Below are 17,070 nucleotides of genomic sequence, written 5' to 3'. Positions count from 1 at the left end.
CGCATGGGCAACGTGATCCTCGGGCTGCTGCTGATCGGCCCGCAGACCCTCTACTCGCTGAACAAGCAGTTCGAGCAGGGCATCTCGCTCTTCTACCGCGCGAGCTACGGCAGCCTGCAGAGCGCGCTCAAGGCGCTGCTCGCCAAGGGGTACGTGACCTTCGTCGAGGGCATCGACGGCGGCCGCAACAAGAAGACCTACTCGATCACGGATGCCGGCGGCGAGGCGTTCGACGCCTGGATGCGCGCCCCAGTGGCCGGCGGAGACCTCGAGGTCGCCGCCCTGTCGAAGCTCTACCACCTCGGACTCGTCGACGACGACGAGGTGCGGCAGGCGGTGCTCGACGACCTCGTCGCCGCGATCACGCACGAGCGCGACGCCCTCGAGGGGTTCGCCGGGCAGATCGACGCGCTCGACGTCCCCGACGAGTACGCGCGCCTGTTCAGGTACCGCCGGGCGACGCTCGACTACGGCATCGTGTCGCACCGGGCGAGCCTCGACTGGTTCCTCGCGCTCGCCGAGCAGGAGCGCCGCCGCTGACCCGCGGCTACCCCGCCTGCGAAGCCGGCGCGTGCGCCTCGAGGAACTGGAACACCTCGGTCTGGTCGACCCCGGGGAACGTGCCGGTGGGCAGTGCCGCGAGCAGCGAGGTCGGCGTTCGCGCGGCCGGCCACGAGGCATCCGCCCACCGCTCGGCCAGCCCTGCGGGTGCCTGGCAGCACGACGGGTCGGGGCAGCGTGAAACCGCCCGGTGGGGTGTCTCGCGCCCGCGGAACCACTTCACGTGCTCGAACGGCACACCCACCGAGACCGAGTACTCGCCCTCCTTCGCCTTCTCGATGCGCGAGGTGCACCAGAACGTGCCCGACGACGTGTCGGTGTACTGGTACCAGGGGCTGAAGCGGTCCTCGACGTCGAACACCGTGCGCGCGGTCCAGTTGCGGCACATCGTGGTGCCCTCGATCGCGCCGAGCGCGTCGCTCGGGAACCGCACGCGGTCGTTCTCGTAGGCCTTGATGATGGTGCCCGACTCGTGCACCTTCGTGAAGTGGACCGGGATGTCGAGGCGCGCCGTCGCGACGTTCGTGAACCGGTGCGCGGCGGTCTCGTACGACACGGCGAACGCGTCGCGCAGGTCTTCCATCGAGATGCGGCGCAGGTTCTTCGCCTCGGTGAGGAAACGCACGGTCGCCTGCTCGGGCAGCAGGATCGCCGCGGTGAGGTAGTTCGTCTCGATGCGCTGCCGCAGGAACTCGGCGTAGTCGCGCGGCTCGTGGTGCCCGAGCAAGTGCGAGGCGAGTGCCTGGAGGATCGGGGAGCGCGAGTCGCGCGACGGCGACTGGGCGGTCGGCAGGTAGACGCGCCCGTTGCGCTTGTCGGTCACCGACCGGGTCGAGTGCGGCAGGTCGCCGACGTAGTGCAGCGAGTAGCCGAGGTGCCCGGCCATGTCGGCGACGAGCTGGTGCGAGACCGGCCCGCCCGTGTGTCCGACGGCCTCGAGCAGCTCGGCGGCCTTGGCCTCGAGCTCGGGGTAGAAGTTGTCGCGGGCGCGCATCTCGGCGCGGAGCTGCGCGTTCGCACGGCGGGCCTCTTCGGGGGTCGCGGCGCGTTCGCGGTGCAGGCGGTCGATCTCCTGGTGCAGCGCGAGGATCGTCGTGAGCGTCTGGTCGCTCATGCCCTTCGCGACGCGGAACGAGGGCAGCCCGAGTGCGGCGAACACAGGCCCGCGCTGGGCCCGCTCGACGGCGATCTCGAGGGCCGCGCGCTCCGACGGGGCATCCGTCTTCAGCAGCTCGTCGGCCGTGGTGCCGAGCGCGAGCGCGATCGTGCGGAGCATCGACAGCCGCGGCTCGCGCTTGCCGTTCTCGATCGCCGAGACCTGCGACGGGGCCCGCTCGATGGCCGCTGCGAGCTCGCCGAGGGTCAGGCCGCGTGCCGTGCGACCCTCGCGGATGCGCCGTCCGAGCGTGAGCGCGTCGACCTCGGTGCCGGGCTCGGCGTCGACCTCGAGGGCGGCGCGACCGGCCGTGGCGGGCGTGCGGTGCTCGTGTGCGTCGAGTCGGGGGCGTCGATCGGCGGTGATCATCTTCCGATGGTCACACGGGCGAGCGGATGCCGCAAACGGAACTCCCTGCGAAGTTCCGCGCCGGGGCGTGAAAACGGCGTCCTCACGCTCGGATGGTCGTACGCGTGCGTGAAGAACTCCCGAAGTTCACGGTGCGCGGGCTCGCGACATCCGCTCGGAACACGGCTCGGCAGGTACTGGCCACGGTGGGGGCTCCGCCGATATGCTCACGAACAGGCGCCGTCGTGGGTGTCGTTGTGCGGCTGGGGGGCTCATGGAATACGTGGTCGTCATTCTGCAGGCGGTCGTCGTCATCGGCGCGATCGTGATGGGCGTTCGCACCGGCGGCCTGGGCCTCGGGCTCTGGGGCGTCGTGGGCACGGCGATCCTCGTGTTCGGGTTCCACCTGCCGCCGGGCTCGATCCCGATCGACGCGTTCTTCATCATCATCGCGGTCATCACGGCGTCGTCGGCCATGCAGGCCGCAGGCGGCATCGACTACCTCGTGTCGATCGCGTCGAAGATCATCCAGGCGAACCCGAAGCGGCTCACCTACGTCGCGCCCATCGTGGCGTTCGTGTTCACGGTGCTCGCCGGCACCTCGAACATCTACTTCGCCCTCATCCCGATCATCTACGAGACCGCCTACCGCAACGGGCAGCGCCCCGAGCGCGCGCTCGCCTCGTCGACGGTCACGTCGGCTCTCGGCATCACGGCGAGCCCGGTCTCGGCCGCGATGGCCGCCTACCTCGTGCTCATGGACGGCACCGGCTACGGACTCCCGCAGATCCTCGCCATCACGATCCCGGCCTCGCTGGTCGCCTGCGTCGCCACCTCCGTGGTGCAGCAGCGGATCGGCAAGGAGCTCGTCCACGACCCGAAGTTCCTCGCCAAGGTCAAGGAGGGCGCCGTCGAGGTGCCCCCGGTGCTGCAGGCGGAGTTCGCCGCGGCGACCGGGTCGACGGCGACCGCGACCGCGACGGCCGGTGGCGCGGCCGGTGCGGGTGCCGGCGACACGGCGACCGCGACGGCCCCCAAGCCCTCGAAGGCCGACCGCATCGAGCACCCCGTGCCGAAGGGCGGCGCGACGGCCGCGTGGATCTTCCTCTCGGGCACGTTCCTCATCGTGCTGTTCGGCCTGTTCTCCGGCCTGCGGCCGGCGTTCCCCGACGAGAACGGCGACCTCGTGCCGATCGGCATGTCGACGGTCATCGAGATGGTCATGTTCAGTGCGGCCCTCGTGATCATCCTCGTGCGCAAGGTCAAGCCCTCGGTGGTGGTCGAGCAGCCACTGCTGAAGGCGGGATTCGTCGCCGCCGTGGCCCTGTTCGGCATCGCCTGGATGGCGGACACGTTCATCAGCGCCAACGAGGAGACGATCATCGCCCCGCTCGGCGCCTTCATCGAGCAGCAGCCGATCATGCTCGCCGTCGCACTGTTCCTCGTCGCGGGCCTCACCACGAGCCAGTCGGCGACGACGAACACGCTCATCCCGATCGCGCTCGCCGCGGGGCTCGCGCCAGGTGTCATCACGGCGATGTGGCCGTCGCTCGTCGGCGTCTGGCTGTTCCCCGCGAACGGTTCGCAGATCGCGGCGGTCGAGACCGACCTCACCGGATCGACGAAGCTGACGCAGGTGCCGATCTGGCACTCGTTCACGATCCCCATGCTCGTCTCGTGGGTCGCGGTGGTCGCCGCGGGCCTGCTGATGCAGCTCGTCATCCCGGTCTGACCGGCTTCGGCTCGGGTCGACCCGCGGTCGGCCCCCGATCCGCTCCAGCTCCGATCCACTCAAGGAGGAACCATGTCCGAGTCCGACGATCTGAACGCAGCGGCTGCCGCGCTCATGCCCGACGTGATCGAGCGCCTCGAGAAGCTCGTGCGCATCCGATCGGTCGCGTTCCCGGGCTTCGACCCCGAGCCCGTGCACGAGATGGGGCAGGCCGTCGTCGACCTGTTCACGGATGCAGGTGCAGAGGGTGTGCGCCTGCTCGACGTGCCCGACGGTTACCCGTGCGTCTACGCGGACCTGCCGGGCCCCGAGGGGTCGCCGACCGTGCTCCTGTACGCGCACTACGACGTGCAGCCGGCACCCGAGTCGCAGAACTGGTCGAGCGACCCGTGGGAGCCGGTGACGAAGGAGGACGGCCGCATCTACGGTCGAGGCGCCGCCGACGACAAGTCGGGCCTCGTCATGCACTACGCCACGTTGCGCCTGCTCGGACCCGACCGGCCGTGCCGCGTGAAGCTCCTCGTCGAGGGCGAGGAGGAGACCATCTCGCACCTCGAGCCGTTCGTCGAGGCCAACCCCGACCTGTTCGCGGCCGACGCGTTCGTCATCGGCGACATCGGCGGCCAGGCCTCCGGGCGCCCAGGGCTCACGACCGCGCTCCGAGGGGACGTCGCGTGCACGGTGACCGTGCGAACGCTCGAGTTCCCGGTGCACTCGGGCGAGTTCGGCGGCGCGGCGCCCGATGCGATGACGGCCATGATCCGCATCCTCGACTCGCTGCACGACGAGCACGGCGACACCGTCATCCCCGGTGTGCCGAGCGGCACCTGGGAGGGTGCCGACATGGACGAGGACGTGTACCGCGGCGGATCGGCGATCCGGCCCGGCGTCGAGTTCCTCGGCACCGGGTCGCTCTCGGACCGCATCTGGGCGAAGCCGTCGGTCACCGTGCTCGGCATGGACCTGCCGAGCACCGCGGAGGCGTCGAACGTGCTCCTGCCCGAGGTGAAGGCCAAGCTGTCGATGCGCATCATCCCGGGCGTCGACGCCGAGGAGCAGCTGAACGCGCTCATGGACTACCTGCGGTCGAAGCGGCCGTGGAACTGCGAGGTCACCGTCGAGAAGGTCAAGACCGGCTACCCGTTCCACGTCGACGAGTCGCACCCCGCGATCCTGGCCGGCGAGCAGGCCCTCACCGAGGCCTACGGCGTCGAGGTCGAGCGGATCGGCAGCGGGGCGTCGATCCCGCTCGTGGCGTCGTTGAAGAAGGTCTCGCCCGATGCCGCGATCCTGCTCTGGGGCGCGGAGGACACGGCGAAGTCCCGCATCCACGCCTCCGACGAGTCGGTCGACCCCGGCGAGATCCAGCGCATGATCGCCGCCCAGGTCGGCTTCATCCGCAAGTTCGTCGCGGCCGAAGCCCAGTAGCGGTCCGAGCGGATGCCGCGGGCAGGCGACCGCCCCGGCATCCGCTCGTCTGCGTGGTCCGCGCAGCGGGTGGGGCGGGCGCGGTCAGACCGTCGCCGCGGCCGGCTCGCCGAGCTGCGCCAGGTAGTGCGTGTTGGTCATGATGCCGAGCGCGTTGCCGAACGGGTCGACCACCGAGGCGGTGACGAAGCCTGGGCCGTGCTCGGTGATCGGCAGCAGCGGGGTCGCGCCGAGCTCGATGAGCCGCGCGAGCGAACCCTCGAGGTCGTCGACGTGCCAGTGCGCCAGCGGTCCGGCGGTGCGGCCGTCGACGGTCGTCGGCGCGAGCGAGTCGGGCGCGAACCGGCGGTCGATGAAGCCGAGCTCCTGCTGATGGTCGCCGATGCGGAACTCGACGTACGCGGGCGTGCCGTCGGGGCCGTTGCGGGTGAAGTACGGCTCGATGCCGAGCACCTCGGCGTACCAGGCGGCCGCGGCGGCGGGGTCCTCGACGTAGCAGTTGACGGTGGCGATGCCTCGCAGCATGGGAGTCTCCCTCGGTGTCTGGCGACCCGGTGCCGCCCTGATGAATTCCATACTCCTCCCCATAAGTGCTCACCTTCTGACTACTTTTCTGACGAGAATGGAGACATGCGCGCAGACCGCCTCGTGGCCACCCTCCTCCTCATGCAGGCGCGCGGTCGCGTCACGGCGGCCGAGCTCGCCGCGGAGCTCGAGATCTCGGTCGCCACGGCCCGCCGCGACCTCGAGGCGCTGTCGTCGGCGGGCATCCCCGTCTATCCCCAGGCCGGCCGCGGCGGCGGGTGGCAGCTGCTCGGCGAGGGTCGCACCGACCTCAGCGGCTTCACCGCGTCGGAGGCGCGGGCGCTGTTCCTCACGCTCGGCCCGCGCGCCGGCGAGAGCGACGCGGCGCGTTCGGCGCTCCGCAAGGTCATGCGCGCCCTGCCCGTGACGTTCCGCGCCGAGGCCGAGGCGGCGGCCGAGTCGGTCGTGGTCGAGGCGGGCGGATGGGGCGCGTCGGCCGTGCGCCCCACGGCTGTCGCGGTGCTGCAGGCCGCCGTGGTCGAACGGCGGGTCGTGCGCTTCGACTACGCCGCGTGGGGCAGGCCAGCCCGTGCGCGCACGGTGCGTCCGCTCGGGCTCGTCGACAAGGGCGGCACCTGGTACCTCGTCGCCGATTCGGCGGCATCCGACACCGCACTGCGCAGTTACCGCGTGGATCGCATGACCGACGCCGAGGCACTCGACGAGCGGTTCGAGCCGCCGGCCGGCTTCGACCTCGACGCGGCGTGGAGCGAGCTCAGCGCCGAGGTCGGCCGGGCCCGAACGCGTGCGACCGCAACGGTACGCGTGGCCGCCGACGTGCTCGACGAGTTCCGCGCATGGGTCGGCGGCACCGAACTCGTCGGCGGCGGCGGCCAGGAGGCCACTCCGGCCTCGGCGGAGCCGGACGGGTCCGGGCGCGTGCTCGTGCGCGTCACCGCCCCCAGCGAGGTCGCCCTGGCCCGCCGGCTCGCCGCCTGGGTCGACGGAGCCGAGGTGATCGAGCCCGAAGGCGTGCGCCAGCGGCTCGCCGCGTTCGGCGCGCGCCTCGCCGAGACCTACGGGGCGGTCGAACCGCCGAGCAGTTCGTCGACGCTGACGACCTCGGCGTAGCTGTCGGCGAGCGCGGCCATGAACGCCGCGTGCACCTGGGCGGCGGGCACGAGCTCGTCGCCGAACGTCAGGTCGGGCGCGGCGCATGCGTCGTGCACGACGGTCACCGAATAGCCGAGGTCGGCGGCCGCGCGCACCGTCGCGTCGACGCACATGCTCGACATCATGCCGACGATGACGACACCGTCGTCGTCGGCGCCCGCCGCGCGCAGCCGCTCGTCGAGGTCCGTGCCGAGGAACGCGTTCGGCTGCGCCTTGACGACGACGGGCTCGCCCTCGATGGGGGCGACGAGCGGGTGGATCTCGACGCCGGCCGTGCCCGGCGCGAAGAACGCGGCGTCGGGGGCGTCCCACACGTGCTGGACGTGCACGACCGGCTGCGCGTCTTCGCGGTGCGAGGCGAGCAGTCGGGCGGCGGCGGTCGCGGCGGCCTCGGGCCCGACGAGCGGGTGCGCGCCACCGGGGAAGTAGTCGTTCTGGATGTCGATGATGAGCAGTGTGCGGGTCACGCGAGTCACGCTAGTGCACCGGGGCGCGTTCGTACCCGGTCGCGACCGATCGGAGGCGATCAGGCCGACGCGGCCCGCTCGCGTGCGGCCAGCACCTCCGGGACGTGGCGCTCGGCCCACGCGCGCATCGCATCGATGGGCTCGAGGAGCGACTCGCCGAGCGGCGTGAGCGAGTACTCGACGCGGGGCGGCGAGTCCTGGAACGCCCGACGGCTGATGAGCCCGTCGTCTTCGAGTGCGCGGAGCGTCTCGGTGAGCACTTTCGGCGTCACCCGCCCGACCTGCGTCTTCAGCTCCGTGAAGCGCAGCGTTCCGGCGCGAGCCAGCGCGAGGATCACGAGCATGGTCCAGCGCTCGCCGATGCGCCCGAACACGACGCGGCTCGGGCAGTCCGGGGCGAGCACGTCGTGGCCCGCGACGTCGGTCGTGCCCCGGTCGTCCACGACGGATGTGACGTCGACGCGCATGATGTGACCCCAGGTTTCGTCGAGGGAAGTTCCGTTGAAGATACCGGACGTCGATCCGTACCGTGATCGACATGACCATTCTCCTCACCGGCGCGACCGGGTACATCGGATCCGCAATCCTCGACGCCCTCCTCGACGACGGGCACGACGTGCTCGCCGTCGTCCGCAGCGACAGCGCGGCCGAACGGGTCGCCGCCCGCGGCGCCACCGCGCTGGTCGGCGACGTGACCGATGTCGCGTGGTTCTCGCGCGTGCTCGCCGACGCCGACGGCGCGATCCACGCCGCGGCCCCCGAGGCCGACGCCGAGGCGTTCAACGCCGCCGTGGTCGATGCGGCCGTGCAGGCGTTCTCGGGCACGGCCAAGCGCTTCGTGCTCACGAGCGGCGTGTGGGAGTACGGCGACGGCGGCGGCGACGCGATCGTCGACGACGGCCCGCTCGCGCCGCCCTCGCTGGTCGCCTGGCGCGTTCCGATCGAGGAGCGCCTGCTCGCCTCGGGCGTCGACGCGGCGATCGTGGCCCCCGGCATCGTCTACGGCCACGGCAAGGGCCTGCTGAACCTCGTGACCGACGCGCCCGTCACCGCCGACGGCGAGCTCACGCTCCTCGGCGACGGCGAGCAGCGCTGGTCGTTCGTACACGTCGACGACCTCGCACGGCTCTACCTGGTCGCGCTCGCGAACCCGGCCGCGGCCGGCCGCGTGATCGGCTCCGACGGCGCGCCGACGAGGGTGCGCGCGCTCGCCGAGGCGGCGGCTGCGGCATCCGGAGCCCCCGGCGTCGTCACCGAGCCCGTCGAGGCGACCCGCGAGCGCCTCGGGGCGGCCTTCGCCGACGCGCTGCTGCTCGACCAGGCGGCCGACGGCGCGAAGGCCCGCGCACTCGGCTGGGAGCCGCAGCGTGCACGCGTGCTCGACGAGGTCGTGCCGGCCGGCGCGTAGTCGCACACGGCTCGCGAGCGCCTCGGCCGGTCGGGGCGGGGCGCTCGCGGACTGCAGTGTGCGAGGTGCGATTCAGGCGTCGGATGCCGCGAACACGCGCTCGCCCTCGACGAACGTCTGGAGCACGCGCGTCGCCCCGATCTGCGAGGCGGGCCCGGCGAACGGGTCGCGGTCGAGCACGACGAGGTCGGCGTACTTGCCGACCTCGATCGTGCCGGTGACGTCGTCGAGGTGGTTCACGTAGGCCGAGCCGGCCGTGTAGGCGGTGAGCGAGGTCGCGAGGTCGATCGCCTGCTCGGGGAGGAACACGTCGAACTCTCCCTCCTCGTAGCCGGGCGCCGCGACGCGGTTCACGGCCACGTGGATCGCCGCGAGCGGGTTCGGCGTCGAGACCGACCAGTCGCTGCCCGCCGCGAGCACGGCGCCCGAGCGCTGCAGGTCGCCGAACGGGTACTGCCAGGCGTCGCGCGGCGACCCGAGGAACGGCAGCGTCAGCTCGACCATCTGCGGCTCGAGCGCGGCCCAGAGCGACTGCATGTTCGCGGCGACCCCGAGCTCGCGGAACCGGCGGATGTCGTCGGGGTGCACGACCTGGATGTGCGCGATGTGGTGGCGGTGGTCGTTCCGGCCGTTGTGCTCGATCGCATGCTCGACGGCGTCGAGGCATTCGCGCACGGCGCGGTCGCCGATGGCGTGGAAGTGCAGCTGGAACCCCAGCGCGTCGAGTCGCGCGGCGGCCGGCAGCAGCACCGCGGGGTCGACGAACGAGATGCCCGAGTTGTCGGTGAAGTGGCCGTGACCGTCGCAGTAGGGCTCGAGCATCGCGGCGGTGTAGTTCTCGGCGACGCCGTCCTGCATGATCTTGATGCTGGTCGAACGGAAGCGCCCGCCCTGGTACTGCGAGCGCTTCTCGACGAGCTCGTCGATCTGCTCGAGCCCGCGCAGGCGGTCCCACCAGAGCGCGCCCACCACGCGCCCGGTCAGCTTGCCCGATGCCGCGGCCGAGACGTACGCGGGGCCGGGGTCGCCGGCATCGCCGTAGGTTCCGACGATCGCGTCCTGCCACGCCGTGATGCCGTAGGAGTGCAGGTACGCCTGCCCGAGCAGCAGCGCCTCCTCGAGCTCCTCGTCGCTCGTGCGGGGCAGCAGCCGGTTCACGAGGCCCATCGCGCCCTCGTGCAGGGTTCCGGATGGCGCGCCCGAGGCATCGCGTTCGATGCGGCCGTCGCTCGGGTCGGGCGTGTGCCGATCGATGCCCGCGAGGCGCAGGGCCGCGGAGTTCACCCAGGCGCCGTGGCCGTCGCGGTTCGGCAGGAACGCCGGACGGTCGGGCACGACGGTGTCGAGGTCGGCCGCCGTGGGCGTGCCGCCCGGGAACGCCGACATCGACCAGCCGCCGCCGAGGATCCACTCGGCCTCGGGGTTCGCCGCCGCGTACGAGGCGATCTGCCCGAGGTACGCGTCGCGCGTCTCGAGTTCGGCGAGGTTGCAGCGCATGAGGTCGAGCCCGCCCCAGACCGGGTGCACGTGCGCGTCCTGGAAGCCGGGCACGAGCATGCGTCCGGCGAGGTCGACGTGCTCGGTGCGCGGCCCGATGAGCTCGCGCACCTCGTCGTGGCCGACGGCGACGATGCGTCCGCCGGTCACCGCCACGGCGCTCGCGCGGGTGCGCTGCGTGGTCGCGGTGAACACGGGCCCGCCCGAGAAGACGAGGTCGGCGTGGGTCATGAAGCTCCTTTCGCGGGCGCAGCAGGGTGCGGCCGCGGCATCCGGAAGTCGGTCAGGTGGTGGGTCGCGATGGGACGGGTCAGCCGCCACCCATCGTGCGGGCGATGTCGGCTGCCGAGTCTCCGGCGCGGCGCAGCACGTACGCGACGAGTCCGAGGGCGATCAGCGTCAGCACGAGCATGATCGTCGACACCGCCGCGATCTCGGGCCGCAGGCCGCTGCGCAGCGCACTCAGCACGTAGACCGGCCAGGGCGTCGATCCCGACACCGAGACGAAGGCCGCGATGACGGTGTTGTCGAGGCTCAGCGTGAACGAGAGCAGGAAGCCGGCGAGCACGGCCGGCATCGCGAGCGGCAGGGTGACCTTGCGGAACGTGCGCACGGGCGTCGCGTAGAGGTCGGCCGACGCCTCCTCGAGGTTCGCCTCCTGGCCGACGAGGCGTGCGCGCACCAGGTACGACACGACCGCGACCGAGAACAGCGAGTGGCCGATCACGAGGCGAACGATGCCGTCGTTGAAGAGCGACATGCCGAGGTCCTGGCCGAGGAACACCATCCACGGCAGCAGCGCGACGGCGTCGACGATCTCGGGCGTCACCGACACCAGCAGCAGCAGGCCGAGGAACCACCACACCCACTTGCCCGGATTCCGCGACATCGCGATGCCGGCGAGGGTGCCGAGCACCGTGGCGACGAGGGCGGCGATGAAGCCCGTCTGCACCGAGATCCAGACGGCGTCGCGGATCGCGGGCTTCGCCAGCAGCGCGAGGAACGAGTCGAACCCGAAGTGGTCCCACGAGACGAGCAGGCGCCCGACGTTGAACGACGAGACGATGATCACGAGGATCGGCGCGAAGAGGAAGAGCATGACGAGCACGCCCCACACGTTGAACGCGACATCCGACCACGATCTGCGCGGCCGCCGGGTCAGTCGATCGCTCATGCGCCGACCTCCTCACGAATCGAAGCGGATGCCGCGGCCGGGCCGGAACCCGGAGACGGCGCCGACGGCACGGGCGCCGGCGGGCCGATCACCAACCGGTTGCGGGCGCGGAACGGCAGCGTCACGAGCCACACGATGCCGGCGCCGATACCGGCGCTCAGCAGGATCACGAAGATGAGCACGACCGCCATCGCCGACCCGAGCGCCCAGTTCTGCGCGGTCTGGAACTGGCTCGCGACGAGCTGGCCGACCATGTTGCCCTTGGCCCCGCCGAGCACGGTCGCCGTGATGTAGTCGCCCATCAGCGGGATGTACACGAGCAGCACGCCCGCGATGATGCCCGGCTGCGCGAGCGGCAGCGTGACGCGGAAGAACGTCGTCCACTTGCCCGCGCCGAGGTCCTTCGACGCCTCGCGGAGGGGCCCGTTGACCCGGTCGAACGCGACGAACAGCGGCAGGATCATGAGCGGCAGGTAGTTGTAGACCACGCCGAGCAGCACCGCGCCGCGGGTGTTGAGGATCGCGAGCGGCTCGAAGCCGACCGCCTGCAGCGCCGTCGACAGCCAGCCGTCGGGCGAGAGGATCACCTGCCAGCCGATGGTGCGCACCAGGAAGTTCGTCCAGAACGGCACCATGACGAGCGCGACGAGCAGGCCGCGCTTCGACGGCGGCGCCTTGACGGCCATCCAGTACGCGACCGGCAGGCCGATCAGGAAGCAGAGGGCGGTGCCGGCGATGCCGACCCACAGGGTGTTCTGGAACGTCGCGAAGAAGGTCGGGTCGAGCACCTCGGCGTAGCGGTCGAACGAGAGCTTGTCGGTCGCCTGGGTCGCGAAGATGCTCGGCTTGTATCCGAAGCTGAACCACACGACCATCGCCACCGGGGCGATGAAGAAGATCAGCAGCCAGGCCCACGCGGGCGCGGCCAGCAGGAATCCGGGGGATCGTCTACGCACCGGCGGCCGCCTTCATCTTGTTCCAGATCTGCACGATGCGCTCCTGCGCCTCGGTGAGTTCGCCGGTGTGCATGGTGGCGAGCTGCTCGGGCGTGAAGAACACGAGGTCGAGCATCGGCAGGCCGGCATCGGCCGCGGCCTGCTCGGCGTCCTTCGCACCCGTGTGGTAGCCGATGTAGTCGAGTTCGTCGAGCGCGTTCTGCGGTTCGAGCACGTAGTTGATGAACGCGTGGGCCGCCTCGGGGTGCGGCGCGCCCGCCGGGATCGCCCAGTTGTCCATCCAAAGCTCGGTCGCGGGGGAGCCGAGCACGAACTTCCAGCGGTCGGGGTCTGGGCTCTCGAGGATGCCGAGCCTGGCGTCGCCGTTGTACGACTGCATGAGCATCTGCGTCGCCTGCGGGATCGCCCCGCCGCCCGGGTACGGGTCGAAGGCCGAGATGTGCGGCGCGAGCTCCTCGACGAGGAACTTCTCGGCCGCGTCGAGGTCGCGCTCGTCGGTCGTGTTCCACGGGATGCCGTTGGCCCAGAAGTACAGGCCCGTGAGCTCGGCCGGGTCGTCGAGCACCGAGGTCTTGCCGCTCGCCTCGTTCCGGGCGGCGTCGATGAAGTCGTTCCAGTCCTTCAGCTCGCGGTCGATCAGGGTCACGTCGTACACGAAGCCGGTCGTGCCCCACGCCTTGCAGATCGAGTACTCGTTGTCGGGGTCCCAGCTGCGGCCGAGGAACGCGGGGTCGAGGTACTCGATGTTCGGGATCAGGTCGCGGTTCAGCTTGGTCAGGAGCCCGTGCTCGGCCATCTGCGCGACGAACGTGCCGGTGGGCACGACGAGGTCGTAGCCGCTCGTGCCGCGCGCGCCGACGAGCTTGGCCACCATCTCCTCGTTGGAGTTGAAGGCGCTCAACGACACCTTCGGGCCGAGGTCGGCGGTGAACGCGTCGAGCACGTCGGGGGCGTCGTAGTCGCCCCAGGTGTAGATCGAGAGGCGGTCCTCGAGCGGTGCGCCCGAGGCGCGGGTGGTCGTGGAGGCGCCCGGCGACGCGCATGCGGCGAGTGCCGCGGTCGTGCCCGCCGCGGCGGCGAAGCTCAGGAACCGGCGACGCGAGAGCTCGCGGCGGATCGTCTTGGCCGCGCCGGCCGGGGCGAGGATGCGGATGTCGGGTTCGCGTGACATGGGGGCTCCCGATCGGGCTCAGGCCGTGGGCGGGGCGACGTAGCCGCCCGCGCTCGCCGCGTCGTCGGACGGGAACAGCAGCACGCTCTCGGCGCGCCACGAGCACACGACCGCATCGCCGACGGCGAGCTGCGGCGCCTCGGGCGACGGGCGGCGGGCGATGAGGCTCTGGTCGTCGCCGAGCTGCACGAGGTACTGCATCGTCTCGCCCTGGTGCGAGACCCCGATCAGGGTGCCGCGCGCGGTGTTCGGTGTTCCGGATGCCGCGGCGGTCGGTCCGTCGGCCGCGATCTCCACGAACTCGGGGCGAACGGCCGCCTGGCCGGCGGTGCCCTCCTGCAGCGACGCGCTCGCCGCACGGACCTTGGCGTGCGTCGCGTCGATCGAGGATCCATCGCCCCCGACCGTTCCGCGGAAGAAGTTCTGCTGGCCGACGAAGGCCGCGACGTAGGCCGACACGGGCCTGGCGTAGACGGTGTCGGCGTCGGCGAGCTGCTCGATGCGTCCGCTGCGCATGATCGCGATGCGGTCGCTCATCGAGAGCGCCTCGCCCTGGTCGTGCGTGACGAACACGAACGTGATGCCGAGTCGGGACTGCAGCAGCTTCAGCTCGAGCTGCATCTCTTCACGCAGTTGCCGGTCGAGCGCGCCGAGCGGCTCGTCGAGCAGCAGCACCGAGGGGCGGTTGACGAGCGCCCGCGCGAGCGCGACACGCTGCTGCTGGCCGCCGGAGAGCTGGGTCGGCTTGCGGTCGGCGAAACCGCGCATCTGGGCGAGGTCGAGCGCGTCGACGACGCGCTGGCGGATCTCGGACTTCGGCGTGCGCTTCTGCTGCAGGCCGTAGGCGACGTTCTCGGCGACCGACATGTGCGGGAACAGCGCGTACGCCTGGAAGACCGTGTTCACGTCGCGGCGGTACGGCGGCACGCCCAGGACGGATCGTCCGGAGACGCGGATGTCACCGGCATCCGGATGCTCGAAGCCGGCGATCATGCGCAGGGTCGTGGTCTTGCCGCAGCCCGAGGGGCCGAGCAGCGAGATGAACTCGCCCGGCTGGATCGTGAGCGAGAGCCGGTCGACGGCGGTGGCGTCGCCGTACTGCTTCGTGACCGAGTCGATGACGACGGTTCCGGGGGCCTCGCCCTGAGCTGCTCCGACGCCGGGAGCCGTTCCGCCGCCGGCCTCGATCGTGGTTGCCGTGGTCATCTGATGACGCCTCCTGTTCACCCGCGCAGCATCGCGCCGGAGGCCCATTCAATCCCCGCGGTCGCCGCCGTGCAACGCCGCGGCATGGAATGAGACATTCCATCGGGTGCGGATGCCGCGACCCGACAGTCCGTCCGGTCGGTCGGTCGGTCGGTCGGGCGGGCGCTGGGTGCGTCCCGCGGCGCTCAGGCGAAGTCGAAGACGGGCGGGAACACCAGCACCAGCACGGCCGCCCAGGCGAGGTAGACCGGAAGGTACCCCGTCTGCCAGCGCTCGAGGCGGTCGAACGGCTCGCGCCCGCGCAGGAACCCGAGCTGCAGCCAGGCGGCCCACGCGAGGTTCGCGAGCAGGATCAGGTTGAGCCCGAGCGAGGCGGTCTTGTTCGGGCTGAAGCCGAACTCGCCCGTGCGCCCGAGCATCGCGACGAGCACGAACACGTCGACCACGAGCGCCGCGACGAGCATCACGAGCTGGATGCGGTCGAACCATCCGGGCCGCAGCAGCGGATCGCGCGACGAGTACGAGTAGACGAGCAGCCCGAGCACCACGACGAGCACCAGGTCGAACGCGATGAGGAGCTCGCGGTCGGCGTCGACGATGTTCCACTGCAGCACCGCGGCCACGACGAGGGCGATCAGCATGATCGTGAAGAGCGGCGTGAAGACCTTCGTGAGCACGGGCGCGATGTTCTCGATCACGCGCTGCTTGGCGTCGACGAGCCAGGCCGCGACGAGCACGGCCCCCGGGATCGCGCAGGGCAGCACCCACTGGCCGAAGAACCACGCGACGTCGACGTCGATCGTCGAGAACACGCCGATCGTGAGCGCCGACAGGGCCCCGCCGACGAGGGCGATGAGCACGTAGTACACGACCCACTCGCCGCTGAACCGCACGAAGTCCATGCGGGCACCACTGCTGCGCCACCGTCCGGCCGTGTAGGCCACGCCCGTCATGAGCCAGAGGGCGACGGCGGCGCCGAGGGACGCGAGCAGTTCGGTGTCGGCCACCGCACCGCCGAACGCCTGCGCAGCGGCGAGGGAGGCCCACGGGAAGACGTTCAGCACCACGCCGGCGAGCACGAACGCGCCCGCGACGGCGAGCACCGCGGCCGTCGGCGGACGGTGACGCCACACGAACCAGGCGGCGAGGAACGGCAGCACGAGCAGTGCGGCGTTCCGCAGGAAGAACGCGGGGTCGGCTCCGAGGAGTGTCGCCGACGTCACGACGAGGCCGGCACCGACGCCCAGCGCGAGCGCGACGGCGAGCCCGTTCGCACGTCTCCAGAACGGCACGCGCCCGCCCGCGGCATCCGCAGGGTCGAGGGGGTCGGATGTCGCGGCGCGCGCGCCGGGGTCGGCCGCGCCGGGCTCCGCCTCGCCGTCGAGCACGAGCTGCTTCCACAATCGTTCGGAGTGCACGCGGGCGTACTCGTGCGAGAGCTCGTCGACCGCGCCGAGGCGCTTCACTGCAACGAGGAAGGCCTCGTCGTCGTGGAGCCCGACCTCGCGCAGCGCGTCGACGCGGTCGAGCAGGTGGCTCTCGAGCTCGTCGAGGTCGGCACGGTTCACGGCGTCGTGGCGCTGCATCCACGCGCGCCAGGAGGCGACGAGCGCGCCGAGCTCGTCGGGGGCGCCAGGTTCGGTGCGGCCGGGTCCGTCGGCGTCGGCCGCCGGCGTGCGGTCGGGGAGCGGGGTCTCGGGCGTCATGTCAGATCTCCCCGAAGGCGAGGCGCATGCGCGGGCCGCCGTCGTCGGGCCAGACCTTGCTGAGCAGATCGCCGACGACCGACCACTGACGGCGCTGCTCGGCGAGCACGCCGGCGCCCTGCTCGGTCAGACGGTAGTGCTTGCGCGGGCGCCCGCTGTCGGACTGGCGCCACTCGGAGTGCACGTGGCCGAGCCGCTCGAGGCGGTGCAGCAGCGGATAGAGCATGCCATCGCTCCACTCCAGCTCGCCGTCGGAGAGCGCGGTGATGCGCTGGAGGATCGCGTAGCCGTACGACTCGCCCTCGGCCAGGATGCCGAGCACGACCGGGGTCGCGGCCGCCGCGACGAGGTCCTTGCCGATGCGCATGATGCTCCTCCTGCGTGGTGCGTACCTTGCAGCTCAAGGTATCTGGATCAGCAATATACCTCGCAGTGCGAGGTATCGCCACCCAAGCCCCGCCACACTCTGCCCCGCCCTTGCACCCGTCGTTCGGTCACTTGTGGTCGCTTCACGTGCCAGAGTGCGACCACGACTGACCGAACGACGCCAGTCTCCCGGCGA

Annotated in this window: 16 protein-coding genes; 5 read left to right on the top strand and 11 right to left on the bottom strand. The window is 71.3% G+C overall.

Annotated elements, in window-relative coordinates:
• Positions 1–3: 3 nt before the first annotated feature.
• Complete coding sequence (locus GQR16_RS12795) at positions 4–540, top strand: PadR family transcriptional regulator (RefSeq protein ID WP_170298496.1); 537 nt, start codon at positions 4–6, stop codon at positions 538–540.
• 7 nt (positions 541–547) lie between these two features.
• Here the strand turns inward: GQR16_RS12795 and GQR16_RS12790 are convergent, their stop codons facing one another.
• Complete coding sequence (locus GQR16_RS12790; protein ID WP_157415545.1) at positions 548–2,086, bottom strand: helix-turn-helix domain-containing protein; 1,539 nt, start codon at positions 2,084–2,086, stop codon at positions 548–550.
• Positions 2,087–2,339: 253 nt separating this feature from the next.
• Between GQR16_RS12790 and GQR16_RS12785 the strand changes: the two genes are divergently transcribed.
• On the top strand, positions 2,340–3,797 hold the full coding sequence (locus GQR16_RS12785) for an anaerobic C4-dicarboxylate transporter family protein (RefSeq protein ID WP_157415544.1): 1,458 nt from the start codon (positions 2,340–2,342) through the stop codon (positions 3,795–3,797).
• A 72-nt stretch (positions 3,798–3,869) separates the two neighbouring features.
• Entirely contained in the window at positions 3,870–5,225 is a 1,356-nt protein-coding gene (locus tag GQR16_RS12780; RefSeq protein WP_157415543.1) for a M20/M25/M40 family metallo-hydrolase, read from the top strand.
• Between the two features lie 84 nt (positions 5,226–5,309).
• Here GQR16_RS12780 and GQR16_RS12775 read toward each other — a convergent pair whose 3' ends face one another.
• Positions 5,310–5,750: a VOC family protein gene (locus tag GQR16_RS12775; protein WP_157415542.1), complete on the bottom strand. Its 441-nt coding sequence runs from the start codon at positions 5,748–5,750 to the stop codon at positions 5,310–5,312.
• 105 nt (positions 5,751–5,855) lie between these two features.
• Here GQR16_RS12775 and GQR16_RS12770 point away from each other — a divergent pair, with 105 nt between their 5' ends.
• A complete protein-coding gene (locus GQR16_RS12770) occupies positions 5,856–6,881 on the top strand; it encodes a helix-turn-helix transcriptional regulator (protein WP_157415541.1) in 1,026 nt (341 codons plus the stop codon).
• Here GQR16_RS12770 and GQR16_RS12765 read toward each other — a convergent pair.
• Both GQR16_RS12765 and GQR16_RS12760 read right to left on the bottom strand, forming a co-directional pair.
• Complete coding sequence (locus GQR16_RS12765; RefSeq protein ID WP_157415540.1) at positions 6,827–7,390, bottom strand: cysteine hydrolase family protein; 564 nt, start codon at positions 7,388–7,390, stop codon at positions 6,827–6,829. The genes GQR16_RS12770 and GQR16_RS12765 overlap by 55 nt on opposite strands.
• A gap of 59 nt (positions 7,391–7,449) precedes the next feature.
• Positions 7,450–7,857 carry a winged helix-turn-helix transcriptional regulator gene (locus GQR16_RS12760; RefSeq protein ID WP_157415539.1) on the bottom strand — a complete coding sequence of 136 codons (408 nt, stop codon included), beginning with the start codon at positions 7,855–7,857 and terminating at the stop codon, positions 7,450–7,452.
• A 71-nt stretch (positions 7,858–7,928) separates the two neighbouring features.
• On the opposite strand from GQR16_RS12760, the gene GQR16_RS12755 reads away from it, so the two are divergent.
• Entirely contained in the window at positions 7,929–8,798 is an 870-nt protein-coding gene (locus tag GQR16_RS12755; RefSeq protein WP_157415538.1) for an NAD-dependent epimerase/dehydratase family protein, read from the top strand.
• A gap of 72 nt (positions 8,799–8,870) precedes the next feature.
• On the opposite strand, the gene GQR16_RS12750 is transcribed toward GQR16_RS12755, so the two are convergent.
• The 7 genes from GQR16_RS12750 to GQR16_RS12720 form a co-directional block, all read right to left on the bottom strand.
• Entirely contained in the window at positions 8,871–10,526 is a 1,656-nt protein-coding gene (locus GQR16_RS12750; RefSeq protein ID WP_157415537.1) for an amidohydrolase, read from the bottom strand.
• Positions 10,527–10,605: 79 nt separating this feature from the next.
• On the bottom strand, positions 10,606–11,469 hold the full coding sequence (locus GQR16_RS12745) for an ABC transporter permease (protein WP_157415536.1): 864 nt from the start codon (positions 11,467–11,469) through the stop codon (positions 10,606–10,608).
• Positions 11,466–12,425, bottom strand: coding sequence for an ABC transporter permease (locus tag GQR16_RS12740; RefSeq protein ID WP_246200812.1), 960 nt, complete (start codon positions 12,423–12,425; stop codon positions 11,466–11,468). The genes GQR16_RS12745 and GQR16_RS12740 overlap by 4 nt, the downstream gene beginning before the upstream one ends.
• Positions 12,418–13,596 (bottom strand): polyamine ABC transporter substrate-binding protein, encoded by a 1,179-nt coding sequence (locus tag GQR16_RS12735; RefSeq protein WP_157415535.1) that lies wholly within the window; start codon positions 13,594–13,596, stop codon positions 12,418–12,420. Before GQR16_RS12735 ends, GQR16_RS12740 begins: the two co-directional genes overlap by 8 nt.
• An 18-nt stretch (positions 13,597–13,614) precedes the next feature.
• Entirely contained in the window at positions 13,615–14,802 is a 1,188-nt protein-coding gene (locus GQR16_RS12730) for an ABC transporter ATP-binding protein (RefSeq protein WP_157415534.1), read from the bottom strand.
• A gap of 185 nt (positions 14,803–14,987) precedes the next feature.
• Positions 14,988–16,508, bottom strand: coding sequence for a permease prefix domain 1-containing protein (locus tag GQR16_RS12725; protein WP_246200810.1), 1,521 nt, complete (start codon positions 16,506–16,508; stop codon positions 14,988–14,990).
• Between the two features lies 1 nt (position 16,509).
• Positions 16,510–16,875, bottom strand: coding sequence for a PadR family transcriptional regulator (locus GQR16_RS12720; RefSeq protein WP_157415533.1), 366 nt, complete (start codon positions 16,873–16,875; stop codon positions 16,510–16,512).
• Between the last annotated feature and the right edge of the window lie 195 nt (positions 16,876–17,070).

Origin of the sequence: Agromyces allii (assembly GCF_009749385.1) — a bacterium.
Taxonomy (GTDB): domain Bacteria; phylum Actinomycetota; class Actinomycetes; order Actinomycetales; family Microbacteriaceae; genus Agromyces; species Agromyces allii.
Note: the sequence above shows the minus strand (reverse complement) of the source record. Positions and strands in the feature narration are given on the sequence as shown.